This window comes from Spirillospora sp. CA-142024 (assembly GCF_050942325.1).
GTDB lineage: Bacteria > Actinomycetota > Actinomycetes > Streptosporangiales > Streptosporangiaceae > Spirillospora.
Genome location: NZ_CP192077.1, coordinates 853,918 through 873,438, shown reverse-complemented (window position 1 = coordinate 873,438; position 19,521 = coordinate 853,918). Strand labels below are relative to the sequence as shown.

22 protein-coding genes and 1 riboswitch are annotated in these 19,521 nt (G+C 68.8%); of the genes, 8 read left to right on the top strand and 14 right to left on the bottom strand.

Annotated elements, in window-relative coordinates:
- Positions 1-106 precede the first annotated feature (106 nt).
- The 5 genes from ACQPZP_RS04385 to ACQPZP_RS04365 form a co-directional block, all read right to left on the bottom strand.
- Positions 107-598, bottom strand: a complete 492-nt coding sequence (locus tag ACQPZP_RS04385; protein ID WP_433476341.1) for a hypothetical protein — start codon at positions 596-598, stop codon at positions 107-109.
- A 544-nt stretch (positions 599-1,142) separates the two neighbouring features.
- The gene (locus ACQPZP_RS04380; protein WP_433476340.1) at positions 1,143-1,520 is read right to left on the bottom strand and encodes a hypothetical protein; all 378 of its coding nucleotides are present in this window, start codon (positions 1,518-1,520) and stop codon (positions 1,143-1,145) included.
- A gap of 530 nt (positions 1,521-2,050) precedes the next feature.
- Positions 2,051-2,668 carry a GNAT family N-acetyltransferase gene (locus ACQPZP_RS04375; RefSeq protein WP_433476339.1) on the bottom strand — a complete coding sequence of 206 codons (618 nt, stop codon included), beginning with the start codon at positions 2,666-2,668 and terminating at the stop codon, positions 2,051-2,053.
- Positions 2,669-2,675: 7 nt separating this feature from the next.
- Positions 2,676-2,775: riboswitch (SAM riboswitch) on the bottom strand.
- Between the two features lie 175 nt (positions 2,776-2,950).
- The gene (locus ACQPZP_RS04370) at positions 2,951-3,193 is read right to left on the bottom strand and encodes a three-helix bundle dimerization domain-containing protein (protein WP_433476338.1); all 243 of its coding nucleotides are present in this window, start codon (positions 3,191-3,193) and stop codon (positions 2,951-2,953) included.
- Between the two features lie 43 nt (positions 3,194-3,236).
- The gene (locus ACQPZP_RS04365; RefSeq protein ID WP_433476337.1) at positions 3,237-3,629 is read right to left on the bottom strand and encodes a luciferase family protein; all 393 of its coding nucleotides are present in this window, start codon (positions 3,627-3,629) and stop codon (positions 3,237-3,239) included.
- Positions 3,630-4,170: 541 nt separating this feature from the next.
- Here ACQPZP_RS04365 and ACQPZP_RS04360 point away from each other — a divergent pair.
- On the top strand, positions 4,171-4,533 hold the full coding sequence (locus ACQPZP_RS04360; protein WP_433476336.1) for a hypothetical protein: 363 nt from the start codon (positions 4,171-4,173) through the stop codon (positions 4,531-4,533).
- Positions 4,534-4,703: 170 nt separating this feature from the next.
- Here ACQPZP_RS04360 and ACQPZP_RS04355 read toward each other — a convergent pair whose 3' ends face one another.
- The 4 genes from ACQPZP_RS04355 to ACQPZP_RS04340 all read right to left on the bottom strand — a co-directional run bounded on the left by ACQPZP_RS04355 (position 4,704) and on the right by ACQPZP_RS04340 (position 7,603).
- Positions 4,704-5,102: a hypothetical protein gene (locus ACQPZP_RS04355; RefSeq protein WP_433476335.1), complete on the bottom strand. Its 399-nt coding sequence runs from the start codon at positions 5,100-5,102 to the stop codon at positions 4,704-4,706.
- 52 nt (positions 5,103-5,154) lie between these two features.
- On the bottom strand, positions 5,155-6,168 hold the full coding sequence (locus tag ACQPZP_RS04350) for a magnesium and cobalt transport protein CorA (RefSeq protein WP_433476334.1): 1,014 nt from the start codon (positions 6,166-6,168) through the stop codon (positions 5,155-5,157).
- A 284-nt stretch (positions 6,169-6,452) separates the two neighbouring features.
- Entirely contained in the window at positions 6,453-6,596 is a 144-nt protein-coding gene (locus tag ACQPZP_RS04345; RefSeq protein ID WP_433476333.1) for a hypothetical protein, read from the bottom strand.
- A 113-nt stretch (positions 6,597-6,709) separates the two neighbouring features.
- Positions 6,710-7,603: a hypothetical protein gene (locus ACQPZP_RS04340; protein ID WP_433476332.1), complete on the bottom strand. Its 894-nt coding sequence runs from the start codon at positions 7,601-7,603 to the stop codon at positions 6,710-6,712.
- A gap of 360 nt (positions 7,604-7,963) precedes the next feature.
- On the opposite strand from ACQPZP_RS04340, the gene ACQPZP_RS04335 reads away from it, so the two are divergent.
- Complete coding sequence (locus tag ACQPZP_RS04335) at positions 7,964-8,431, top strand: hypothetical protein (protein WP_433476331.1); 468 nt, start codon at positions 7,964-7,966, stop codon at positions 8,429-8,431.
- Between the two features lie 266 nt (positions 8,432-8,697).
- On the opposite strand, the gene ACQPZP_RS04330 is transcribed toward ACQPZP_RS04335, so the two are convergent.
- The gene (locus tag ACQPZP_RS04330) at positions 8,698-9,570 is read right to left on the bottom strand and encodes a LysR family transcriptional regulator (RefSeq protein ID WP_433476330.1); all 873 of its coding nucleotides are present in this window, start codon (positions 9,568-9,570) and stop codon (positions 8,698-8,700) included.
- Between the two features lie 89 nt (positions 9,571-9,659).
- On the opposite strand from ACQPZP_RS04330, the gene ACQPZP_RS04325 reads away from it, so the two are divergent.
- Positions 9,660-10,631, top strand: a complete 972-nt coding sequence (locus ACQPZP_RS04325; protein WP_433476329.1) for a nitrilase family protein — start codon at positions 9,660-9,662, stop codon at positions 10,629-10,631.
- A gap of 55 nt (positions 10,632-10,686) precedes the next feature.
- On the opposite strand, the gene ACQPZP_RS04320 is transcribed toward ACQPZP_RS04325, so the two are convergent.
- Positions 10,687-10,827, bottom strand: coding sequence for a hypothetical protein (locus ACQPZP_RS04320; RefSeq protein ID WP_433476328.1), 141 nt, complete (start codon positions 10,825-10,827; stop codon positions 10,687-10,689).
- A gap of 928 nt (positions 10,828-11,755) precedes the next feature.
- On the opposite strand from ACQPZP_RS04320, the gene ACQPZP_RS04315 reads away from it, so the two are divergent.
- From ACQPZP_RS04315 to ACQPZP_RS04305, 3 genes are all read left to right on the top strand, one after another.
- Positions 11,756-13,126, top strand: coding sequence for an amidohydrolase (locus ACQPZP_RS04315; RefSeq protein ID WP_433476327.1), 1,371 nt, complete (start codon positions 11,756-11,758; stop codon positions 13,124-13,126).
- A gap of 332 nt (positions 13,127-13,458) precedes the next feature.
- The gene (locus ACQPZP_RS04310; protein WP_433476326.1) at positions 13,459-14,301 is read left to right on the top strand and encodes a PP2C family protein-serine/threonine phosphatase; all 843 of its coding nucleotides are present in this window, start codon (positions 13,459-13,461) and stop codon (positions 14,299-14,301) included.
- A 6-nt stretch (positions 14,302-14,307) separates the two neighbouring features.
- Positions 14,308-15,327 (top strand): MASE1 domain-containing protein, encoded by a 1,020-nt coding sequence (locus ACQPZP_RS04305; protein WP_433476325.1) that lies wholly within the window; start codon positions 14,308-14,310, stop codon positions 15,325-15,327.
- A gap of 214 nt (positions 15,328-15,541) precedes the next feature.
- Here ACQPZP_RS04305 and ACQPZP_RS04300 read toward each other — a convergent pair whose 3' ends face one another.
- The 3 genes from ACQPZP_RS04300 to ACQPZP_RS04290 form a co-directional block, all read right to left on the bottom strand.
- On the bottom strand, positions 15,542-16,825 hold the full coding sequence (locus ACQPZP_RS04300; protein ID WP_433476324.1) for an RNA polymerase sigma factor: 1,284 nt from the start codon (positions 16,823-16,825) through the stop codon (positions 15,542-15,544).
- Positions 16,826-16,830: 5 nt separating this feature from the next.
- Positions 16,831-17,169, bottom strand: a complete 339-nt coding sequence (locus tag ACQPZP_RS04295; protein ID WP_433476323.1) for a YciI family protein — start codon at positions 17,167-17,169, stop codon at positions 16,831-16,833.
- Between the two features lie 66 nt (positions 17,170-17,235).
- Positions 17,236-17,640: a VOC family protein gene (locus ACQPZP_RS04290; protein WP_433466394.1), complete on the bottom strand. Its 405-nt coding sequence runs from the start codon at positions 17,638-17,640 to the stop codon at positions 17,236-17,238.
- Positions 17,641-18,077: 437 nt separating this feature from the next.
- On the opposite strand from ACQPZP_RS04290, the gene ACQPZP_RS04285 reads away from it, so the two are divergent.
- Positions 18,078-18,347, top strand: a complete 270-nt coding sequence (locus tag ACQPZP_RS04285) for a hypothetical protein (protein WP_433479784.1) — start codon at positions 18,078-18,080, stop codon at positions 18,345-18,347.
- A 33-nt stretch (positions 18,348-18,380) separates the two neighbouring features.
- Positions 18,381-19,046, top strand: a complete 666-nt coding sequence (locus ACQPZP_RS04280; protein WP_433476322.1) for a hypothetical protein — start codon at positions 18,381-18,383, stop codon at positions 19,044-19,046.
- Positions 19,047-19,521 lie beyond the last annotated feature (475 nt).

Below are 19,521 nucleotides of genomic sequence, written 5' to 3'. Positions count from 1 at the left end.
GACCTGATCGCGCGGCACCGAGTCTCATGCGAACACGAATACGCCTCTTACATCTGCGGCGAGTACAGCGCGATGCTCCGCGAGTGCCGCCGGTGCGGCGGGCCGTTCAGGAGTTCGGCGTCCAACCGTGGACGCCGAAAGGCTCCCCGCGGCCGATCGCCGCGAGGGCTTGCGCGCAGTGGGGGATCAGGTCGGCCGGTGGTGCGGTCGGGTCGATCCACAGCGCCTCCGAAGCCTTGTCGGGCTCGGCCGCGTGTGGTTCGCCCGTCCAGTGGTGGAAGGCGAACCAGTAGTCGCTGACCGCGTGGCAGGGGCCGGGCTCGATCCGTCCGGCGGGCGGGCAGAGCCAGCCGTCGCGGTAGCCGGTGTTGTGGCGCCGCAGCACCAGCACCTTGCCGTCGTCGCGTTGTAGTAGAAGGTGTGGTGCTATGAAGGATCCGTACCAGCCGTTGGTGTCGGTGTGTGCGGCGGCGGTGTCACGGGCGGAGACGATGCCGAGCCGTCGGGCCAGGTGCCGGTTGGCGTGGTCGGGGCCCCCGGCCAGGTCGAGCATGGGGACGGCGGCGGTCAGGATCACGTCGGCCAATTCGTCCAGCACGTCCGTCGTGGTCTTGTGGATGCCCTTGCGGGGATTACCGCCGCGGCGCCGGACCCGTGTTTCTCGAACATTTGGTCGAACCGCGTCCATGGCCGACCGCCTGGCTACGCGACGCCGCCATCCAGGGGGTAATGAGCGACCCCGCAACTTGATCGACAGTGCCTACGAGCGCACGATCTGGCTGCAAACCCTCCGGGGAGATGCACCGACCGCACATGCCAGGTGGACCTACTACGAGTCCCACAGGCTCGTCGCCGAAAGATCGGGCGCGTGCGCGGGTCGGGGTAGCGGCAGCGGGAGTCGCGAAGGCCTTGGGCACACCGGCAGTTGCTGACCGCCGCGCTGGCCAGCCCGCAAGCGCCGACCACCCTCGATCCGCGGGCCGCTCTAACTCGCGGGTCACCCGCGCCCACGCACGCATGAGGCCGTTCAGTGGGACGGCTTCAAAACAACAAGCTCAAGGACGGCCGGGGCCGCCGGGCGGTCCACTGGACCGACCCGGCGACCGCAGCCGCGAAGGTGACGGTGGCCCGGGGGCCGCCGGTCAGTACTGCGGGAGGTAGCTCGTGAGGACCAGGAGCGCCCACCCGAGCCCGCATAGGAGGGCGCCCAACCAGAGCAGGAGCCAGGCGTGGCCCCAGCGGTCGAGCAGCTTCTCGGCCTTCTCCTGATCCGCGGAGACGTTCCACCACCGCTCACGCAGGCGGTCGATCATCTTCTCCCAGTGGAGCATGGACATGATGCACGCGACCGTCCACCCCGGGGGAATCAGGAGCGACTGCCAGAGGGCGTTGTCGGGGGAGGCCGCCGTCAGGAGCAGCATCCCCAGCGCAAGCATGAGCATGATCTGGGCGGAGAACGCGCGAACCGTCCGCACATGCTTCGTTCTGGTCCGTCTCTTGCGCCGGATTTCAGGTGTCATGATCGACTCCGTTTCTCGGTTGGCTGCGTCCGGCCGATGACCGGCCGGACTTTCTTGCGCTAACGACCGTCCAGGGCGCTGGGACTGTCACCGGAAACATCACGTGGCACGGAGTCAAAGCACACGTGAACTGATTACCTCGACCTTCTCAAGCTTCTGGCGGCGAAGGGAGGGTGCCGCGAACCGGGCGGATCGACGGGATCCCGCGCGGGGACGGCCGTCAATGAAGGCGGACGGGATCGTCCGGTTGAGCGCCCTGGCCCGGCCACCGCGGCTGCCCCGAACTGCCGGCCGGGCGCCTGGTTCACAGTCCGTGCGGGAGACCACCCAGGTCCGCCATCAGGTCCATCTGGTGGTCGAATCAGTCCCGCCGGGACCGGCAACGCCGGCCATCTCCGCTACGACCACGTCCTGCACCAGAGGTGGCCCATCGCGACCGGCGTGATCGAAGGCGCCTAGCGTTACTTGATCGCCACTGGCCTACCACCTGCGCCGCCAACACGAACGCACTCACGGCCTGACCGACGGACTCACCCTGAACGACGCCGCACCCGGCGGGCTTGCAGCATCGGTTTCACGGCGGGCCATTCGGTGGCGACCACTGCGAACATGGCCGAGTCGCGGACCTTGCCTTCCTCGCCGCGGGCCCACGATATCGACCAAGCGCGCAGCACGCCCTCAAAGGGGATACCGAACTGCTCCAGAGCGCGGCGGCAGCGGTGGTTGCGGGCGTCGGTCTTCAGATCGACACGGGCGACGCCGAGCGTGTCGAACGCATACGACAGCAGCAGCAGTTTCGCCTCGGTGTTGATCCCGGTGCCCTGCGCCGAGGCGGCCAGCCAGGTGAAGCCGATCTCGATCGCCCGCAGGGCAGGCCGGTCCGGCCACGTGCGTGGATCCCACAGGCCGGTGCATCCCACCGCCTTACCGTCGGTGAGGCGGACCTGCGCGAACGGGGTCAGCCCGTCGCGTGCGAGTTGGGTCGCCACGTAGTCCGGTATCTCGTCAGCACGAGGAACCAGCGTGAAATCGTAGGAGGATCGATCTTCCTCGGCCGCCATCGCGAGATCCGACGCGTGTCGCATTGCCAGCGGCTCCAGCCGCACCAAATCACCGGCAAGGACAGGGACATCAAGCCGCACGCTCATCAGCTCTCTCTCATCGTTCCTGGCATTGGCACCTTTCCCGCGGTTCCCCGCCGGGGAGGTTGCCGGACCGTCACAGGGCCAGGTCCCTCAGATCCTCTGGATGAATCACCGAGCAAAGATCATGCCCCCGCAGGCCGACGTCGTCAATCCATGGCCGTCGGGCGTAACCGCCGGGCGGTGCGATCGGCTCTGCCGCGGTTGGGGCCGGACGAGCGGCCCCGGACTGACCGGCGCGGTCGGCAGGGCATTTCGATGCGGCAGCGCTGCGCTGCGGTGGCCGGCCTATTGGTCTGAGATGCGCAGTCGCTCGCGGGCCATCCGCTCGACCAGGATGGGGACGAAATCGCGGATGGGCTTGCCGTCAAAGCGGTGGTGGACGTCGTTCACTGTCTGTGTGACCTGGTCGTGGGTGTAGGCGTCGGCGAACGACTCTTGGAGGCGGTTGGTCACCTTTTGCAACGCCTGCTGTTCACGTTTCGCCGAGTTCTCTTGGGGGTGTTGTGCCGGTGGATGCTCTGCGGTCACCGCTGTGTCCCCTTGCTGACGAAAGTCGTTCTTGCGTCGACTCCTAGCGTGCGACGGTTTCGGCGTGGGGGCAAGGAGCGATCCTCCGGTGAGGGACGCCCGGAGCGGGGGTGTTGGCCGTGATCGCCACGCTGACCAGGGAGATCAGGAGGGTGACGTCACTCTGGCTGTCCAGTCGGACCCCAACCCAGTCCCTGCCCGGCTCTACCGTCACGCCGCTGTTGTCGGTGAGTGCGCTGCCCATGCGCCGTACCACGGGCCAGGTGAGGTAGACCTCGGCTGCGTCCGGGGTGTGCAGGTGCACGATCTGACGGGTCTGGAACGCCAGGCCCCTGCCGGTGCCGTCGCCGGCCCGGCACACCGTGAGCGCAGGCCAGGCACGCAACTGTTGGAGCGCGAGGTCAGCGAACCCTTGCCGTGGGTGGATAGCGCTCATAGCACCCATGCTGGAACGGCCGCCGATCGTGCCGATACCCCGGAGACCTAAATCGTTATTAACCTCACCATTCATTGGAGGCCCACAGTCCACTTGCATGTCGCGGCACTACGCCGGTTCGCCGATGGGAGCGGGCCGGGTCAGCGGGAGGGCCGCCACGACGTCGGCGAGGCGGCAGGAGTCGCGTCCGCATCAGGTGAGCGCCGAGGTCGATCTACGCCAAGGTCATCGCTGGACAAGACCACCTGTGGGAGGGACGCGTAGACGACGCCCATGGCGGCTACGAGTGGTCGTCGGTGAGTCGCACAGCGTGCTGAAGCGCCCCGGGCTACCAGCGCCCCTAACAAAACCAGGGCGCTCACTCGAGTGATAGTGATCTTTTGTGGAACCTTCCGTTACCGCGCCCATACGGGTTCTTGAACAACTCGGTTCGGGGGTGGACCCCGGTGGTCGGAGCGAGCACGGCGTGGACGGTTCCTGGCGAACGACGTCCGGCCAGGTCACAACCGGACGTGACCAATCGAGAGAACTGGAGTCGACCATGAAACCGATCACGCGGTCACCGCTCTTCAGGACCGTGAGGGCGTGCCTCGCCCAGGTCGTGTACGTGCTCGCACTGGCGGCGCTGCTGCTCTGGGATGTGCAGTCCTGGCAGTACGACAGCCGCCAGGAAACCGGCGTGCACGGACTCGTGTGGGTGTTCACGTGCGTCATGAACCTGATCCACTGGAGTCACAGGTCGGACAGCCTCGCCCACCTGTGGGACGAGCGCGCCAAGAACCGGCGCGACATCAGGGACAAGGTCAGCGGGGGCATCTCCATCGTCACGTTCATTTCGTTGATGATCTTTGCTCTCCTGCTCGTCCTGATCCTCGCCATCCTCGTGCAACACCCGGCGGCCTGACGCCGCCTGGTCCCGACACTGCGGCCGTGGCCGCCGGGTTCGGTCCGCAGCGACCACACCCGGCGGCCGCGGCCGTCCCTGATAGGGACGGAAGCCCACACCTGCGCCCGCCATGATGGGGTTGCTTGTCGAGATGGTGGCTGGTCAGTGGTCGTAAGCCTGGTCCCAGATCACTCGGAGTCGTCCGCGGCGGGCGTGCGGCCCCGCCGCGCGATTTCGGTGCCGATCCCGACTGCCGCGGCCACCGGCCACGAGATCGCCCCGAACGCGGCCGCGGCCCCGAGTCCCCCGTAGAACACCAGCCGTTCGCGTGACGGCAGGTGCGAGGCTGTCGCACGGCTCGCCCGCGCCGCACGGCCAGTGCCCGGCACGTGAACCTTGTAGACCTTGACATGAGGCGTCACGACCGGAACGGGGAGGCTGACGCCCGCCCCCGCCGTTGTGGGGCCTTCCTGACTCTCGTCGCGTTCCCTGGCCGCGCCCTTACGGGCGGGCTTCTTCTGCGTAGTGGCCACATCCGCCACCCCCGATTCCTCTTCCAGCACCGACCGGTTCAGCCGGTAGAGCACCCCCTGGCCATCTCTGCCCAGCCATGGCGATTCCAGTCCGCGGCCCCGCTCGTCAGAGCCAGTCGCGATGTTTGAACGCCGTGTAGAGGACGCCGCAGACGATGCCCATGAGGACCAGCGCGAACGGGTAGCCGAACAGCCAGTGCAGTTCGGGCATGTGGCGGAAGTTCATCCCGTAGATGGTGCCGATCAAGGTCGGCGCGAACAGGATGGCCGCCCACGCGGAGATCCGTTTGACCTCCTCGTTCTGTGCGTAACTGGCCTCGGTCAGGTGCTTGATCTCCTCGTTCTGCGCCTGGCCGACGAGGGTGGCGTTGACCGTGAGGATGTCTTGAAGGTTCTGCCGGAAGCCGTCCACCCGTTCCACCACGGTGGTGGCATGGTCGTCGACGTCACGCAGGTAGCGGCGCAACTCCTCGTCGATGCCGTACTTGTCGGAACCGGCCGACAGCGCCGCCAGGATCGGAATCAGCGGCCGGGTGGCACGCTGGAACTCGATGACCTCGCGGGAGAGTTCGTAGATCCGCCGTGACACCGCCGGATCGCCTCGGAACACCTCGGTCTCGATCTCGTCGATGTCGTTCTGCAGCCCGGCGATGACGGGCGCGTAACCGTCCACCACGGCGTCCAGGATCGCGTACAGCACGGCCTCGGGACCCCGAGCCAGCAGCTCGGGCTCCTCCTCCAGCCGCCTGCGCACCACGGCCAGGTCGGGCGACTCACTGTGCCGCACGGTCAGCACGAAGTTCCTGCCGAGGAAGACGTGGACCTCGCCGAAGTCGACCTCCTCGGTCTCGTCCAGGTAGCGGGCCGCGCGCAGCACCACGAACAGCGTGTCGCCGTAACGTTCAAGCTTGGGCCGCTGGTGCGCCACGATCGCGTCCTCGATCGCCAGCTCGTGCAGCCCGAACTGCTCCGCCAGCGACCACAGCTGGGCCTCCGACGGGCGGTAGAGCCCGATCCAGGCCATGGCGTCGTCGCCCATGACCTCCAGTTCGCGGTAGGTGTCGCCGAGGCCGGCCGGGGACCGGCGGCGGACGCCTTTCAGGTAGATCCCGCTGTCCACCAAGCCGTCTGTGTCGGCCCCGGGCGCTTTTCCCGCATGGGGTTGCATCGCGTGTTCCGGGGCGCACTCCTGTTCGCGTCCTGGTTCTCTGGTCCGGACGGACCGTCGCCTGAGCGGGCGCACACGCCGGTTAGGCACTGGGCCTCCATTCGGCGGCGGGCTCCGCCACGGGGTGCCCGGCGGCTGGGTTCAGGTTCTCACGGTTCCACCTCAGGGGCGGGCGTGGCGGGCTGAGTCGGACGCCTGCGCGGCGTGGCCGGCTGCTCCGGCTGATGAGATCTCGCTCAGACCAGCGCGGGTGTTGCGTTGCCGTCCGGGTTGCGGCGCTGGCGTGCCGTCTGCACGAGTTGAACGAGCAGGCGCGCGAGGAGGGCTTCAAGGGCCGCAGCGAGCGCCTTGGTGAGGATACTGGCGAGGATTCCGGACATCGGGAGTCTCCGATAGGAAGGCGGAAGATACCGTTTTGTCCGTTATGCCAGTTCATGGCTTCCCCTCAGGAACATGGACTTGGCGGTGAGGTGAACATTTGCTCATTACCGGTTCACGTCCCTTGCGGTCTGGTGCCGGTGGTAGGCGACGGGTGAGCAGGATCGCCAGCAGCACGTACGCGCCCGCCGTCCCGAGGCCGATGGCCCAGCCGTGGGGAAGCAGAGGACGGGAAGCCGAAGAAGTGGCCTGGGCCCGGCGTCTGCACGACCGCGGCCGTGGTGGCTGCCCATACGCCGATGTCGCGGGTGAGTGCGGTGCCGAGCGAACGCTCGGGACGGACCGCCACCGCGATCGCCGCGAGCATGTCGGTGAGCAGGTTGTCCAGCAGCAGTTGGCGGACGCCCAGCGGGCTGGTGCCGCTGATCAGGCCGGTGCCCACGGTGAAGCCGATCTCGCCCAGGTCGCCGCCGAGCAGGATGGCCAGGGGCGTCGCGGGTCGAGCACCACATCGCCCGGCAGTCGGCGATCGCGTCGGTGATGGTCTCGATCCGGTCGTCGGTGACCACCACGTCTGCGGTGCCCCGCGCCGCCGGAGTGGCGCGCCGCCCCAGCGCGATGCCCAGATCGGCCAGCCGGATCGCCGGGGCGTGGTTGGCCCCGCCACGACGACATGGCCGGTGGTGCGCAGCGCCTGGACCATGCGGGCCTTCTGCGCGGGGCTCACGCGGGCGAACACCGCCACGCCCTCCAGGCCGGCGGCCGGTTGCCGGTCGTCCAGGGCATCCGCCTCTGTCAACGGGTCCTGCAGGGCACCGGCGAACGGCGCGGCACCGGCGCGCCCCAGCCCGCGCACCCGGATGTGACTGTGACCAGGACAGGTCCGGTTCACACGACGCGGCCCGAGCAATTCGGCCACGGCGCGCACGCCGCCCGGGGAAGCCGCATCGCCGATCCCGGCAGGCTCGTCACCCGTTCCGGCGAGCACGCTGCAGCGCCGAGCAGCCATCGCACCGTCATGTGTGCTCTGGTCGGCATCGCCTGCGCCGGCGCGGGCTTGGTGGCCCCGCCGGAACGCTCATCGAGCCGACCGGCCGCCACTGACGACGACTACTTGTCGCCTCGGATTTCACTATGGGTCGCGGGCTGCGGCCTCGCCTATCGACTCGTGGTTGTTGTCCTGATATTCACCTCTGAATTTACGGGCGTTAATCACTTCTTCTGTCTTGCTTCATTTTGATCGTAGACACGCCGCAAATGTGTTTGGGGGACGGTGATTTGAGGCTTGCCGCGCTCCGAGGGACCCGGACGGTATCGATTGCGGGACCAGGATCTCGCAATTCTACGAACCAGAGAAGGGAGAGTCCCCATGACTGGGAACTCGACAGACCAGGGCCACCCGGAGTGGCCCCGGTTCGACAAGCGTGGGCCCGAGCCCACCGATGTGAGGGAGCTGATCGAGCAAGCGATCGGCGAACTCGACCCGCCGGTGCGACTCAGGGCCACTGCCATCAACTACGCCGGCAAGGTGGCGAAGGCGTTGCTGGCGAACGCGTACCAGCACACGACCGGGTCGTTGCGCCGGGACACCGTCCGACTCGTGGTCCAGGTCGACCTCATCGGCGGAGAGCGGGCTCTGCGTGTAGTGGTCCACGACCCCGGAGAGGTCCTGGACCTTGACTGGTCAAAGGGTGGCAGCGGGTTCTGGACCGTCAGGCAGTTCGCCTCCCTCTGCGGCGTTGAGAGGGACGGCGAGGCAGGGAAAGTGGTTTGGACCGCCATCCTCCTCGACCGGGTGCCTGGCCTCGTCCGCGATCCGCACGCGCCGCCCCAGTAGCCTGGGGTGGTAACCACCAGCAGACGATGCCTGGACCGGCGCCTGCGCTGAGCCGCGCCGGTGCCGTTCAGTCCAGTAGCTGAGTTTCTGACCGGCAAAGTGAACCGGCCTCCATTCATTGAGTGGAGGCCGGTTTCTTCTGCGCTGTTGGACGCGGACTATGTGCCAACCAGAATGCGGTGCGGCACGCCGAGCGTTGAATGGGCGGGGCCATGTGCTGTCAGGGCGTCCGGCGAAGGGTGCGGTTTCCTCCGGCGCCGTCGCGGTCAGGCGGCCACTCCTCGGATGATCGGCAGGAAGTTGCCGATCAGTGGATTGTCGGCCCGCCGATTCCACACCGCCCCGATCTGCCAGGCCGCTGCTGGGTGGTCCACGGGTGTGAGCGTGACCTGAGCGGGTGCGATGGATCCCGCGCCGGCCGGCACGAAGGCGGTCCCCACGCCCGCCGCCACCAAGGCGAGCACGGTCTGCAGGTCATGCGCCTCCTGCACCACCTCGACGTCCACGCCGAGGGCGGTGCGCAATTCCTCGATCTGTGCGGCGAGCCCTGGTCCTCTCGCCTGCGCCAACGCCACGCACGGCCGTCCTGCCGCCCATCGCGCCACATGATCCGCGTCCTCCGGCGGCGCATCCCCGGCCGTGGCGATCGCGAGGCGGTCGGCGTGCAGGAGCAGCCGTTCCCAGTCCTCACCGACCGGCATCCGGACGAATCCGACGTCCAGTTCCCCGGTTGCCAGCCTCTCCAACTGGACCTGTGACGACATGTCGTCCAGGACGATGTCGGCGTCGGGGAACCGCTGCCGGAACGCCGCCACCGCCCGCGGCGCGACCTCGATGCTCGACAGGCCGAAACCCACCGACAGCCGGCCGATCTCCCCGCGCGCCATCCGGTTCATCCGCACGGCCAGCGCGTCGGCGCGCCGGACCAGATCCCGCGCCTCGGGAAGCAGGATCCTGCCCAGGTCGGTGAGCGTTGCGCCGTGCCGGCCGCGGTGGAACAACCGCCCGCCGGCCTGCGCTTCCAACGCCTGGATCTGCTTGGTCAGAGCCGGCTGCGTGATGGCCGATGCCGGCGCCGCCCGGCTGAAGGCGCGATGTTCAACGACGGCCAGGAAGGTGCGGAGCAGCCGAACATCCATTCCGTCAGGTTATGACATCCCGCCAAAGATTCATTGGACGAATTGGTTTCCGGAGGATTCAGTAGCGGGCGACGGGATGAGGAGGAACCATGCGTTGTGCGACCGTCCAGTTCGAGCACCGGCCCGATGACAAGGCCTACAACCTGGCCAGAGTCGAACACTTCGCCAGGCGGGCGTCCGCGGCGAAGGCCCAGGTCGTGGTCTTTCCCGAGATGTGCGTGCTGGGCTACTGGCACCTGCGCCGTCATCCGGCCGAACGCCTACGGGAACTCGCCGAGCCGGTGACCGGCCCCTCTGTGGCACGCGTGCGCGGGCTGGCGGCCGAACTCGGCATGGCCGTGGGCGTGGGCTTCCTGGAGATCGATGATCACGGCGGCCTGTTCAACTCCTACGCCATGTGCCTGCCCGACGGGCGCGTCCACGTGCACCGCAAGCTGCACGCCTTCGAGCACGAGGCCATCTCCAGCGGAGACCGCTACACCGTTTTCGACACACCATGGGGTGTGCGCATGGGGGTTCTCATCTGCTGGGACAACAACCTGGTCGAGAACGTCCGGGCGACCGCACTGCTGGGCGCGACGGTCCTGGTCGCGCCGCATCAGACGGGTGGCACCAACTCCCGAAGCCCACACGGCATGCGCCCGATCCCCGTAGGGCCATGGCGCGACCGGCACCACGACCGCAAGTCGATCGAGGCGGAACTGCGCGGACCGAACGGGCGGGAATGGCTCATGCGCTGGCTGCCTTCCCGCGCCCACGACAACGGCCTCTTCGTACTCTTCAGCAACGGTGTGGGCGAGGACGACGACGAGATACGGACGGGCAACGCGATGATCCTCGATCCGTACGGCAGAACCCTCGCAGAGACCTGGGCCGCCGAGGACGCCATGGTGATCGCCGATCTCGACCTCGACCTGCTCCCCATGTCGACCGGCCGTCGCTGGATCCAGGGGCGGCGGCCCGAACTCTATGGCGTCCTCACCCGCCGCTTCGGCGACGAACGCGACGCTCGCAACGCCCGATTCTCAACCGACCCCGTGCCGATCCATCGGCCGACATGACCCCGCAATTCTGCACGGACGGTATCGGACGATCGTCACACAGAGCCGCACGGAGTCACATCGGGTCCTGCGGCCCTTCCTCGATCAGGTCATCGAGGGGGTTGTGAAGCGCGGTGAACGGAACGGCCGCCGCCAAGATCAGCGCCACCACCGCCACCAGCGCCGTCAGGTATGACCAATCGAGCTTGGATCGCATGTGCACAGGCCCTTCCCGGCTTCTTCTTCGGAGCGGATGGGCCGCCCCCGGCACTGTCTGCTACGCACGGGCGCCATCCCGGGTTGCCATCCTCCGGCGCATTTCGGCCGCGAGGTCCCACCGGCTCATTGCCGGAAGATCGAGCGCGGCCGCGAGTCGGGGTAGCGGCAGCGGCGACGGGAAGTAGCGAGGCCCTGAGAGGCAGGTGTGATCGCGTCCGTGGTTCGAGCGGGACCGCTCACCCGGCGCCGTCCACGGGGGGCTGCAAGCACTCCCGCAAGATCACTCTGGCGGTCACGGAATCGCGGAGATACAACGCACGGACGGCGTCCGCGAAGGCCTCGCCGTCTTTGTCACGGACTGCCGCATGGATCTGATCGGCTAGGGCGATCACATACGGCAGGCGCTGCTCGGGGGAACCGGTCACGGGGTTCCATTCTCCAACGCTCCAGGCAAAGCGCCGCCATGCCCGAGCCGAGAACAGACGGAAGATCAGACCCTTCACCGCGTGGCCATCAGATCGACACCCCGCCCGCGGCATCACCCCGACATACGCAGGCGACACCCCCTAAAGGACGTCGCCCCCCGGCATGTCGGTCCCCGTGCCCAAAGGGCTGGAAAGTGGTGCCCCCCGCGTGGCGGAAAGGCGGTCAGGCTCCTGGTCGTCGAGGTGGACAGGAACCAGCTGGCGTCCGCCGGCTGACTGGTGACGGTGCCAGAAGCAGGTGCCGCGCGCCGCGCCCGACTGATCCCGCCGGTCGCCGAGCGGGCCGAGAAGACGGCCCGCCCGCCGCCGATGCCGCGGTCATCGAGGCATGCGAGGCCCTGTAGGTACTGGCGCGCTGTCGGGTTCGGGCGACGGTCTTAGACGTGGCGATCACGGACCGTCACGCAAGCAAGACCAGTGCACAAACGAAAGGGAAGAACGATGCTCGACATTTCGGGCGCGGGCGACGGTGTGTTCGCCCTCAACCACGGCCTTCTCGACCCCGAGGAGGCCCGCGATGTGATCGAGGGACTCGTCGCGGCAGCCAGGCAGTGGCAGCCGCCGGAGCTCGACGGCAGCCCTACGGACGAGCAGTTCGTAGAGCTGTTCGGTGACTTCATGAGCCCTGCGATGGTGAAGGCCCTCTGGGACTTCCGCAAGTACGTGCACCGTCACCCCGAGGTGGCGGAAAACGAGCGCAACACCACCCGGCTGGTGTTCGCGGTTCTGCGTGCCGTCGGACTCAAGCCGAGGTACGTCCTCGGCGACGAAAGGATCGGTGTGATCTGCGACATCGATCCCGAGCAGAGCCCGAAGTACCACGGGGAGCAACTCGCGGACTCCGGGAAGCGGCTCGTGCTGCGCACCGAGCTCGACGCCCTGCCGTACCAGGACGAAACGACGACGGACTACCGTTCCGTCCTGGAGGAAGCGGTCCATGCGTGTGGGCACGACGTGCACCTCACGATCATGCTGGCCGGAACCCTGTTTCTGAACCTGCTGAACATGGCCGGAATCCTTCGCAGGAGGGTCCGGTTCCTCGGTCAGCATGGGGAAGAAACCGCCGTCGGCGCAGAGCTCGCGATCCTGGCCGGCGCGATCGACCTGGTGAGCCATGTCGTCGCCTTGCACTGCGAGTCGGAGAGGACGGCGGGCCAGATCGGTCTACTGGCCGGGGAGATCACTTCGAGCTGCGACTTCATCGACCTGGAGGTCAGCGGTCCCGGTGGGCACACCGGCCACCCGGATCTGACCGTCAACACGGTGAAGGTCGCAGACGAGGCTGCGCTCAAGCTGGCTGAAGCGGCGTTCCAGCTCGTCGAGGGCCGCTACGAACCGCTCGTCTTTGGGACCGCGCACGGCGGAACGACACGCAACGCGATCCCCAAGCTGGTGGTGAAGACCGGGACTCTTCGTCTCCGTACGGAACAGGAGTGGCTCCAGGCGTCGGCTGTGCTGGAGCAGGTGCGGCAGCAGTTGGCGGACAAGTACCCGCAGGCCACGGTGGTACTTACCATCAAGCCTGTCGTGTCGCCCACGGTGAATCACGAATCCACCGTCCGGCTGGTCAAGAAGTTCGCTGCTGTGGCGGGGTTCGAGACCGGTGACGCCGAGCAGTCCGGCGGGGGCGAGGACCTCTGCCACTACCTGCGCGAGGTCCCGGGAGCTCTGATCCGGCTCGGGGTGCTCCCGCCAGACATGGCGGAGTGGCCCCCCTTGCACGACAGCAAGTTCGACGTCATCAAGACGGTCTTCGAAGAGATCGTCCCCAAGGGCGCCGGACTGGTATCGGCCGTAGCGGTACTCGGCTGACCGCAACCACACGACGAACGGGCGATCGCCGGCTCAGACGATCGCCCCCAACCAGGGGCCCGGCTGACGCCGGGCCCTCCACCCTTGGTAGCCGGCGCCCCACTGGTCATCCCGCTGGGTCGTACGCGACCCCGCGCGACTCCGCTCGGACAGGCGGTCAGTGCCAGGCGCCGGAACGCCCGCCCGGCTCGAACGGCGCGTCCAGATCGGGCCTGCCTGCAGCAAAGGCCCGGTCTCACCTGGGCCTTTGTCAGGTCCGTGTTGGTACCGTGAAGTCGTGGAATTTGGCACATATGACCTAATTCCGGCAGAACCGCCCGGGGTGTGATGCCATGCCTCGTCGCCGCACCGCGTCCTCCAGTGGCACCGGAGAGCTGCTGCAGACGCTGGAGGACCTCACCAACCGGATACTGGAGGGGATCAAGCTCCAACAGGCCCGTGTCGAGCTCGCCGCCGCGTTGCAGCGCCAGGTCCTCTCCGCCGAACTGCCGGCTCTGGCCGGCCTGCAGGTGGCGGGACGGTACGCGCCAGCGCGGGCGGGGCTGGACATCGGGGGCGACTGGTACGACGGCTTCCTCATGCCGGACGGCTCCGTAGGGTTCGTGATCGGAGACGTCCAGGGGCACGACGTCGAGGCCGCGGCCCTCATGGGGCAGGTGCGCACCTGTCTGCGCGCCATCGCGATCGCCACCACGGACCCGGCGGAGGTGCTCCAGCGCACCAACGACCTGCTCGTCGCCATGGACTCCGAGCTGTTCGTGACCTGCTCGTTCCTGCGCTTCGACCCGGTCACGAACGAGCTCGCCGACGCCCGCGCCGGGCACATACCCGCAGTCTGGGCGACGGGCGACGGCTGCTGCGACATCATCCTGAACGACGGCGGTCTGCCGCTGGGCATCTACGCCGGCGAGAGCTACCCGTCGACCCGCCGAGTGCTGACCGACGTAGGGGCCTTCGTGCTGCTCACCGACGGTGTGGTGGAAGGCCCCGGCTACCCCATCGAGGAAGGGCTCGCGCAGGTGGCGAACCTGGTCATCGACGCCTGCCGGACCGACCCGAACGAGCTGGCCGCACGGGTGATCAAGGTGGCGGACCTCACCGGCCACAGCGACGACGCCGCGGTTCTCGTCATCCGTTACGGAGGGCTCCAGCAGCAGTGGCAGGGCGAAGGGTGAGCGGCGGTGGGCCGCGCGGATGAGCGACTTCGGCCGTACGCCGCCGACGGCCTGCGGCTGGCTGCCGTCATGGTCGCCTATTACGTCGCCGCCAAGGTCGGACTGCAGCAGCAACTGGTACGAGGGCAGGTCACGCCGTTCTGGCCGCCGACCGGAATCGCTCTCGTCGCCCTGATGTTCTGGGGCCCGCGCATGTGGCCGGGCATCGCTCTCGGAGCATTCCTGGTGAACGTGTCGCTCGGGCCGGGGATCGTCCCCGTGCTCGCCATCACGGCCGGCAACACGCTCGCTCCCGTCTGCGCCTACCTCCTCCTGCGGCGAGCGGGGTTCCGCCCCGCTCTCGACCGGCTGCAGGACGCCCTGGCGCTGGTCTTCCTCGGCGCGCTGGGCGGCATGCTGATCAGCGCGACGGTCGGCACCGGCGTCCTGCTGGCCTCCGGCGCGGTGTCGGCCCATGAGTTCTGGCCCACCTGGTCGGTGTGGTGGACGGGCGACGCGATGGGGATCTTGATCATCGCGCCGTTCCTGCTGGCCGCGCGCACCGCCCGATGGCCACGCGGCGTTCCCGTCCTGCGCTGGGCCGAGGCGGTGGCCCTGCTGGGCGGCACGGCGGCGGTCACCGCGGTGGCCACCAACGCCTCGTTCAACCTTCTCTTCCTCGTCGTCCCGTTCCTGATCTGGGCGGCGTTCCGCTTCCAGCTGATCGGCGCCGCGCCCTGCGCGCTGATCGCCTCCGTGATCGCCATCTACGCGGGGGCCGTCGAGTCGGGCCCGTTCTCGGGTCAGGATCTGCTCGCCATGATGATCATCCTGCAGGCCTTCAACGGCACGGTGGCCCTGACGGCCCTGCTGCTCTCGGCGGCCGTCACCGAACGGAACCACACCCTCAAGGAGATCGAGAAGGTCTGCGACCACCTGAGGGAGGCGCTGACCCGGCTCGCGCTGGAAGAGAAGTTCGACGGGGCGCCCGGCGCGTGGCCGCCCTATCCGAAGGGACACGATCACCGAAGGCAGCACCGCCCTTGAGGAGGTCACGCGACGTCCGGCCGTGACCTGTCGGCGGCGGATCTTCCGGCGTCGGCTCGCCGGTTCCTGGCCGAGCGGAGATCCTGGAACGGCCTCGCCCGGCTGCGGCACCGGGCGGCAGGCGCATGGACGGGGGTGGCCGTCCGCCGGGGCCGGCGCCGTCGGTCGTGGCCGGCGCATGGCAAGGAGGCGGTCCGGGCCGTTGCAGCCGGGTTCAGGTGAGTGGCTGGTTGAGTCGGTGTTGGAGGAGGGTTTGCTGAGCGGGGTTGTGGGTCTGGGCCAGGGCGCGCTGGTCGGCGGTGCGGGCGGCGTCGGGGTCGCCGAGGGCGCGCAGGAGTTCGGCACGGGTTGCGTGGTAGAGGGGGTAGCGCTCCAGGGTGCGCCGGTCGGCCGCAGACAGGGCGTCGAGGGTGGCCAGTGCGCTTGCCGGGCCGCCGCGGGGTGGCGGGGCATGGTGGAGGGCGATGGCGCGGTGCAGGCGGTGGATCGGGGACGGGGCCAGTGCGAAGAGGATGTCGTAGAGCACCAGGATCTGGGGCCAGTCGGTGTCGTCCCAGGTGGGAGCCTCGGCGTGGCAGGCGATGATGGCGGCCTGCAGCTGGTGGGGACCGGGGCGCTTGGCGGTGGCGGCGCGCTCCAGGAGAGCGATGGCCTCGCGGATGGCGGTGTGGTCCCAGCGGGTGCGGTCCTGGTCGCGTAGCGGGATCAGGTCGCCGGCGGGGGTGAAGCGGGCGGCGGCGCGGGCCTGGTGCAGGCGGATGAGGGCGAGCAGGCCGAGGACCTCGGGCTGCTTGGGCATGAGCCAGGCGAGCTGGGCGGCGAGCCATTCGGCGTCGTCCGCCAGGTGCGCGGCCTGGGGGCGGTCGCCGGAGCTGGTCAGGTAGCCCTCGTTGAACAGCAGGTACACCACGGTCAGCACCTGGTCGAGCCGGTCGGGCAGTTCGGCGTCGCTGGGGATGCGGTATGGGATGCCAGCTGCGGCGATCTTGCGTTTGGCGCGGGTGATGCGCTGGGCGACCGCGGATTCCGCGACCACGAACGCGACGGCGATCTGGGCGGTGGTCAGCCCGCACACGGTCCGCAGGGTCAGCGCGATCTGCGCCTCCCGCGGCAGGGCGGGATGGCAGCAGGTGAAGATCAGCTTCAGCCGGTCGTCGGGGTCGGGCTGCGGCGGCCAGCGGAGCCGGGCGAGCTTGTCGCGGTGGGCGGCCTGGCGGCGCAGCACGTCGATTCCGCGCCGCCGCGCGACCGTCAGCAGCCATGCGTCCGGGTGGTCGGGGACGCCCTCGGCGGGCCAGCGGCGCAGCGCGCTCTCCACCGCGTCGGCGACGACGTCCTCGGCGGCGGCGAAGTCGCCCAAGACCCGCACCAGGCAGGCGGTGAGCCGGCCCGCGTGCTCGCGCACCACGCGGGCCAGTTCGCCGTGCACGTCATCGCGCGCGGCGCCGTCCGGGTCGCCGGGCGCCGGGCCGTGCGGATCGGGATGGTGGTCGGGCACGGCCGTCAGTCGATGGGGCGGATCTCGACGACGGGGCAGGCCGGCCAGTCGCGGGCGATGGCCAGGGCCTGGTCCAGGTCCTCGACGTCGATCTCGGCGTAGCCGGAGACGACCTCCTTGCCCTCCACGAACGGCCCGTCGGTGACGATCGGCCCACCGCCTTCGAGCCGCACCGTGGTCGCAGTTTCGGCGGGTTGCAGGTGGGCGTGGTGGGTGATGTGGGCGCCGTGATCGGCGAACCACTGCCCGACCCGCTCGAACGCCGCCTGCCGCTCGCTCTCGCTCATCGCCTCCAGGTCACGCGCGAACTGCTCGGTCTCGACGAACATCAGCACATACTTCACGGTCTTGGTCCTTCCCGGTCGTCGCTGATCCTTGCCCCCGTTGGCCGTCCAGCGGCTGTTGGCCGGCTACTGGTCGGCGGACAGGGGGCAGTACAGGTCGACGCCGTTGCCGTCGGGGTCGGTGACGGTGGCGTACCGCATCCCCCAGAACGCGTCCCAGGGCTCCTGGGTCCCGTGGTGACCGGCGCCGGTCAGCTCGGCGTACTTGGCGTCGACGCCGGCGGGAGTGGGGAACTGGAAGGCCAGGAAGGTGCGGGGGTCACCCTCGGGACGCGTCCAGCCGGCGGTCTGGGCCGAGCCGCGGAACTTCTCGGTGTCCAGCATGACGTGCAGCCCGTTCGGCAGGTCGCAGCCCGCGTGGTCGGGGTAGGCGGGGTCGACGGTGAAGTCCAGGCCGAGGTGGCGGTAGAAGGCGATCGCCGCGTCGATGTCGGACACGATGATGTCGATCGTGTTCAGCGTCGGGGTCATCTCCGGCTCCCTTGCGTAGGCGGTTCTCCTCGCGGCCTGGCCCGGACCCGGATGGGCGGGCACCCGGGCCGTACCGCTTGTCACCACCAAGACGAACGGCGACGCCGCCGATCCGACACTTCTCGGAAGAAATGCTGGAGATTCTTCAGGCGAGTCGACCAACCGCAGCCGCGAGGCGGCCGCGTTCGCGGCCAGCGGGAAGGCGCTGGCCAGCGCAAGGTCGCCGACAACAGCAGGCCGCTGTCCTCCGGCGCGCCAGGCCTACCTCGGCCCCGACGACGGGTCCGAGATCACCCGCGAGCAGCCGCACACCCGCGCCGAAGCCGGAGACATGCTGGTCCTGGACGTGCGGCCGGCGGAGGAGTACTGGGCCGGTCACATCCCCGGCGCCCGTCACCGAACTCGCCGACCGCATCGACGAACTGCCCGACGACCTGGTGGTGTACTGCCGCGGCGAATACTGCGTCCCCGCCTACGACGCCGTTCGCCTGCTCACCGATCGCGGCCACCGCGCGATCCGCCTGCACGACGGCATGCTGGAATGGCGCCTGGCCGACCTACCCGTCCACGCCAGCCGTATGACCGCCGACGCATCCGCGCCCGTGCCGCCCGACCCGCACCAGATCATGGCCGCGCCGTCCGAACCGCGGTCGCAAATCCGCGCCGCAGCGAGTGCCCCTGACCAACACGGCGGCACGATCCGGTAGAGGCGTGCGGGCCGATCGTCCAAAATCGTGTGCATGCGAAGGTCGGATCGGATCGCATGGTGGACGTTCGGCATCGGCATCGTCGTGATCTTTGGTGGCGTCGGGGTGTTCGGCATGCTGGCCGATCCGCCTCCGCCGGAGCCGCCCACCCCGGACTCCGTGGACAAGTTCTGCCCGCCTGAGCCGGTCGGTAAGGCACGGGGCGACACGTATTTCAAGGAGATCGCCGAACCTTACCGGGGGAAGGGCCCCCACGCGGTGAGGCTGCTGTTCGTGGACACCAACACCGGCGAAGACACCGGCGAGCTCCCCGCCCGCTGGGCGGCGAGCGATGAGGCGGGCGACGCCGACGGGAAGCGCAGGGCCCAGCTCGTCGCCTGCGGTTACCAGAACACGGCCGGGACGCGGGAGACCCGGGTCTGCGAATACGTTCCCGAATCCATCGCGAGGTTGGACTGGCAACTCTCGGGGCGCACACGGCACAAGGACACGACCAAGATCTCGCTCCTGAAGGCCTCCTACGTCTTCGAGCTCTACGAGGCGAAGACCGCCAAGCCGCTGGGCCGCTTCACGGTGCCCGGCGACGAGGCGTGCCCAGGGCGCGCAAAACTCGACGACCGGACCTTCATCGGGCAGGCGCCGGACGCGGCCAAGCTGCGCAAGGCTCTGCGCCCTTACGCGGAGCGCACGGTCAGCTGAGGGGCGGGCAGGTACAGGGTGCCGGTCTCGCCATCGCTGACGTCGCGCCCGATCCAGCCGCCGACCGGGTGCCCGTGGCGGACCGGCCCGCGGTCAGGTCCCTTCCCCAAGACCGCGACTCCGGTCCCCCCGCTCCCGCGCCGCTCCAACCGCCCGCCGACCCTTACCAGCCCACGCCCTACGCCTCCCCGTCGCAGGCGACGAGGACTTCGTGTTCTACAACCAGCCCACCGCGGCGAACGGAGCCGCCCGCCTGCTCGGAAACACACCGCCGGCCCACAGCCCATTGAACGAGCCGCGCTGCACCTGGCTGCCCTGCCACTCCACGTCCACTGCGTGGCATTCCGTGCTTTCCTCAGCATGAGCGCCGGGTGAATCTCGAACTCGTCGAGATCTTGGACGGCTCGGGCTCTTGAGCGACGGGACGATCTCGTGCGCGATATCGCCGGCACATGCAATGGCGTCCTCAGGTTCT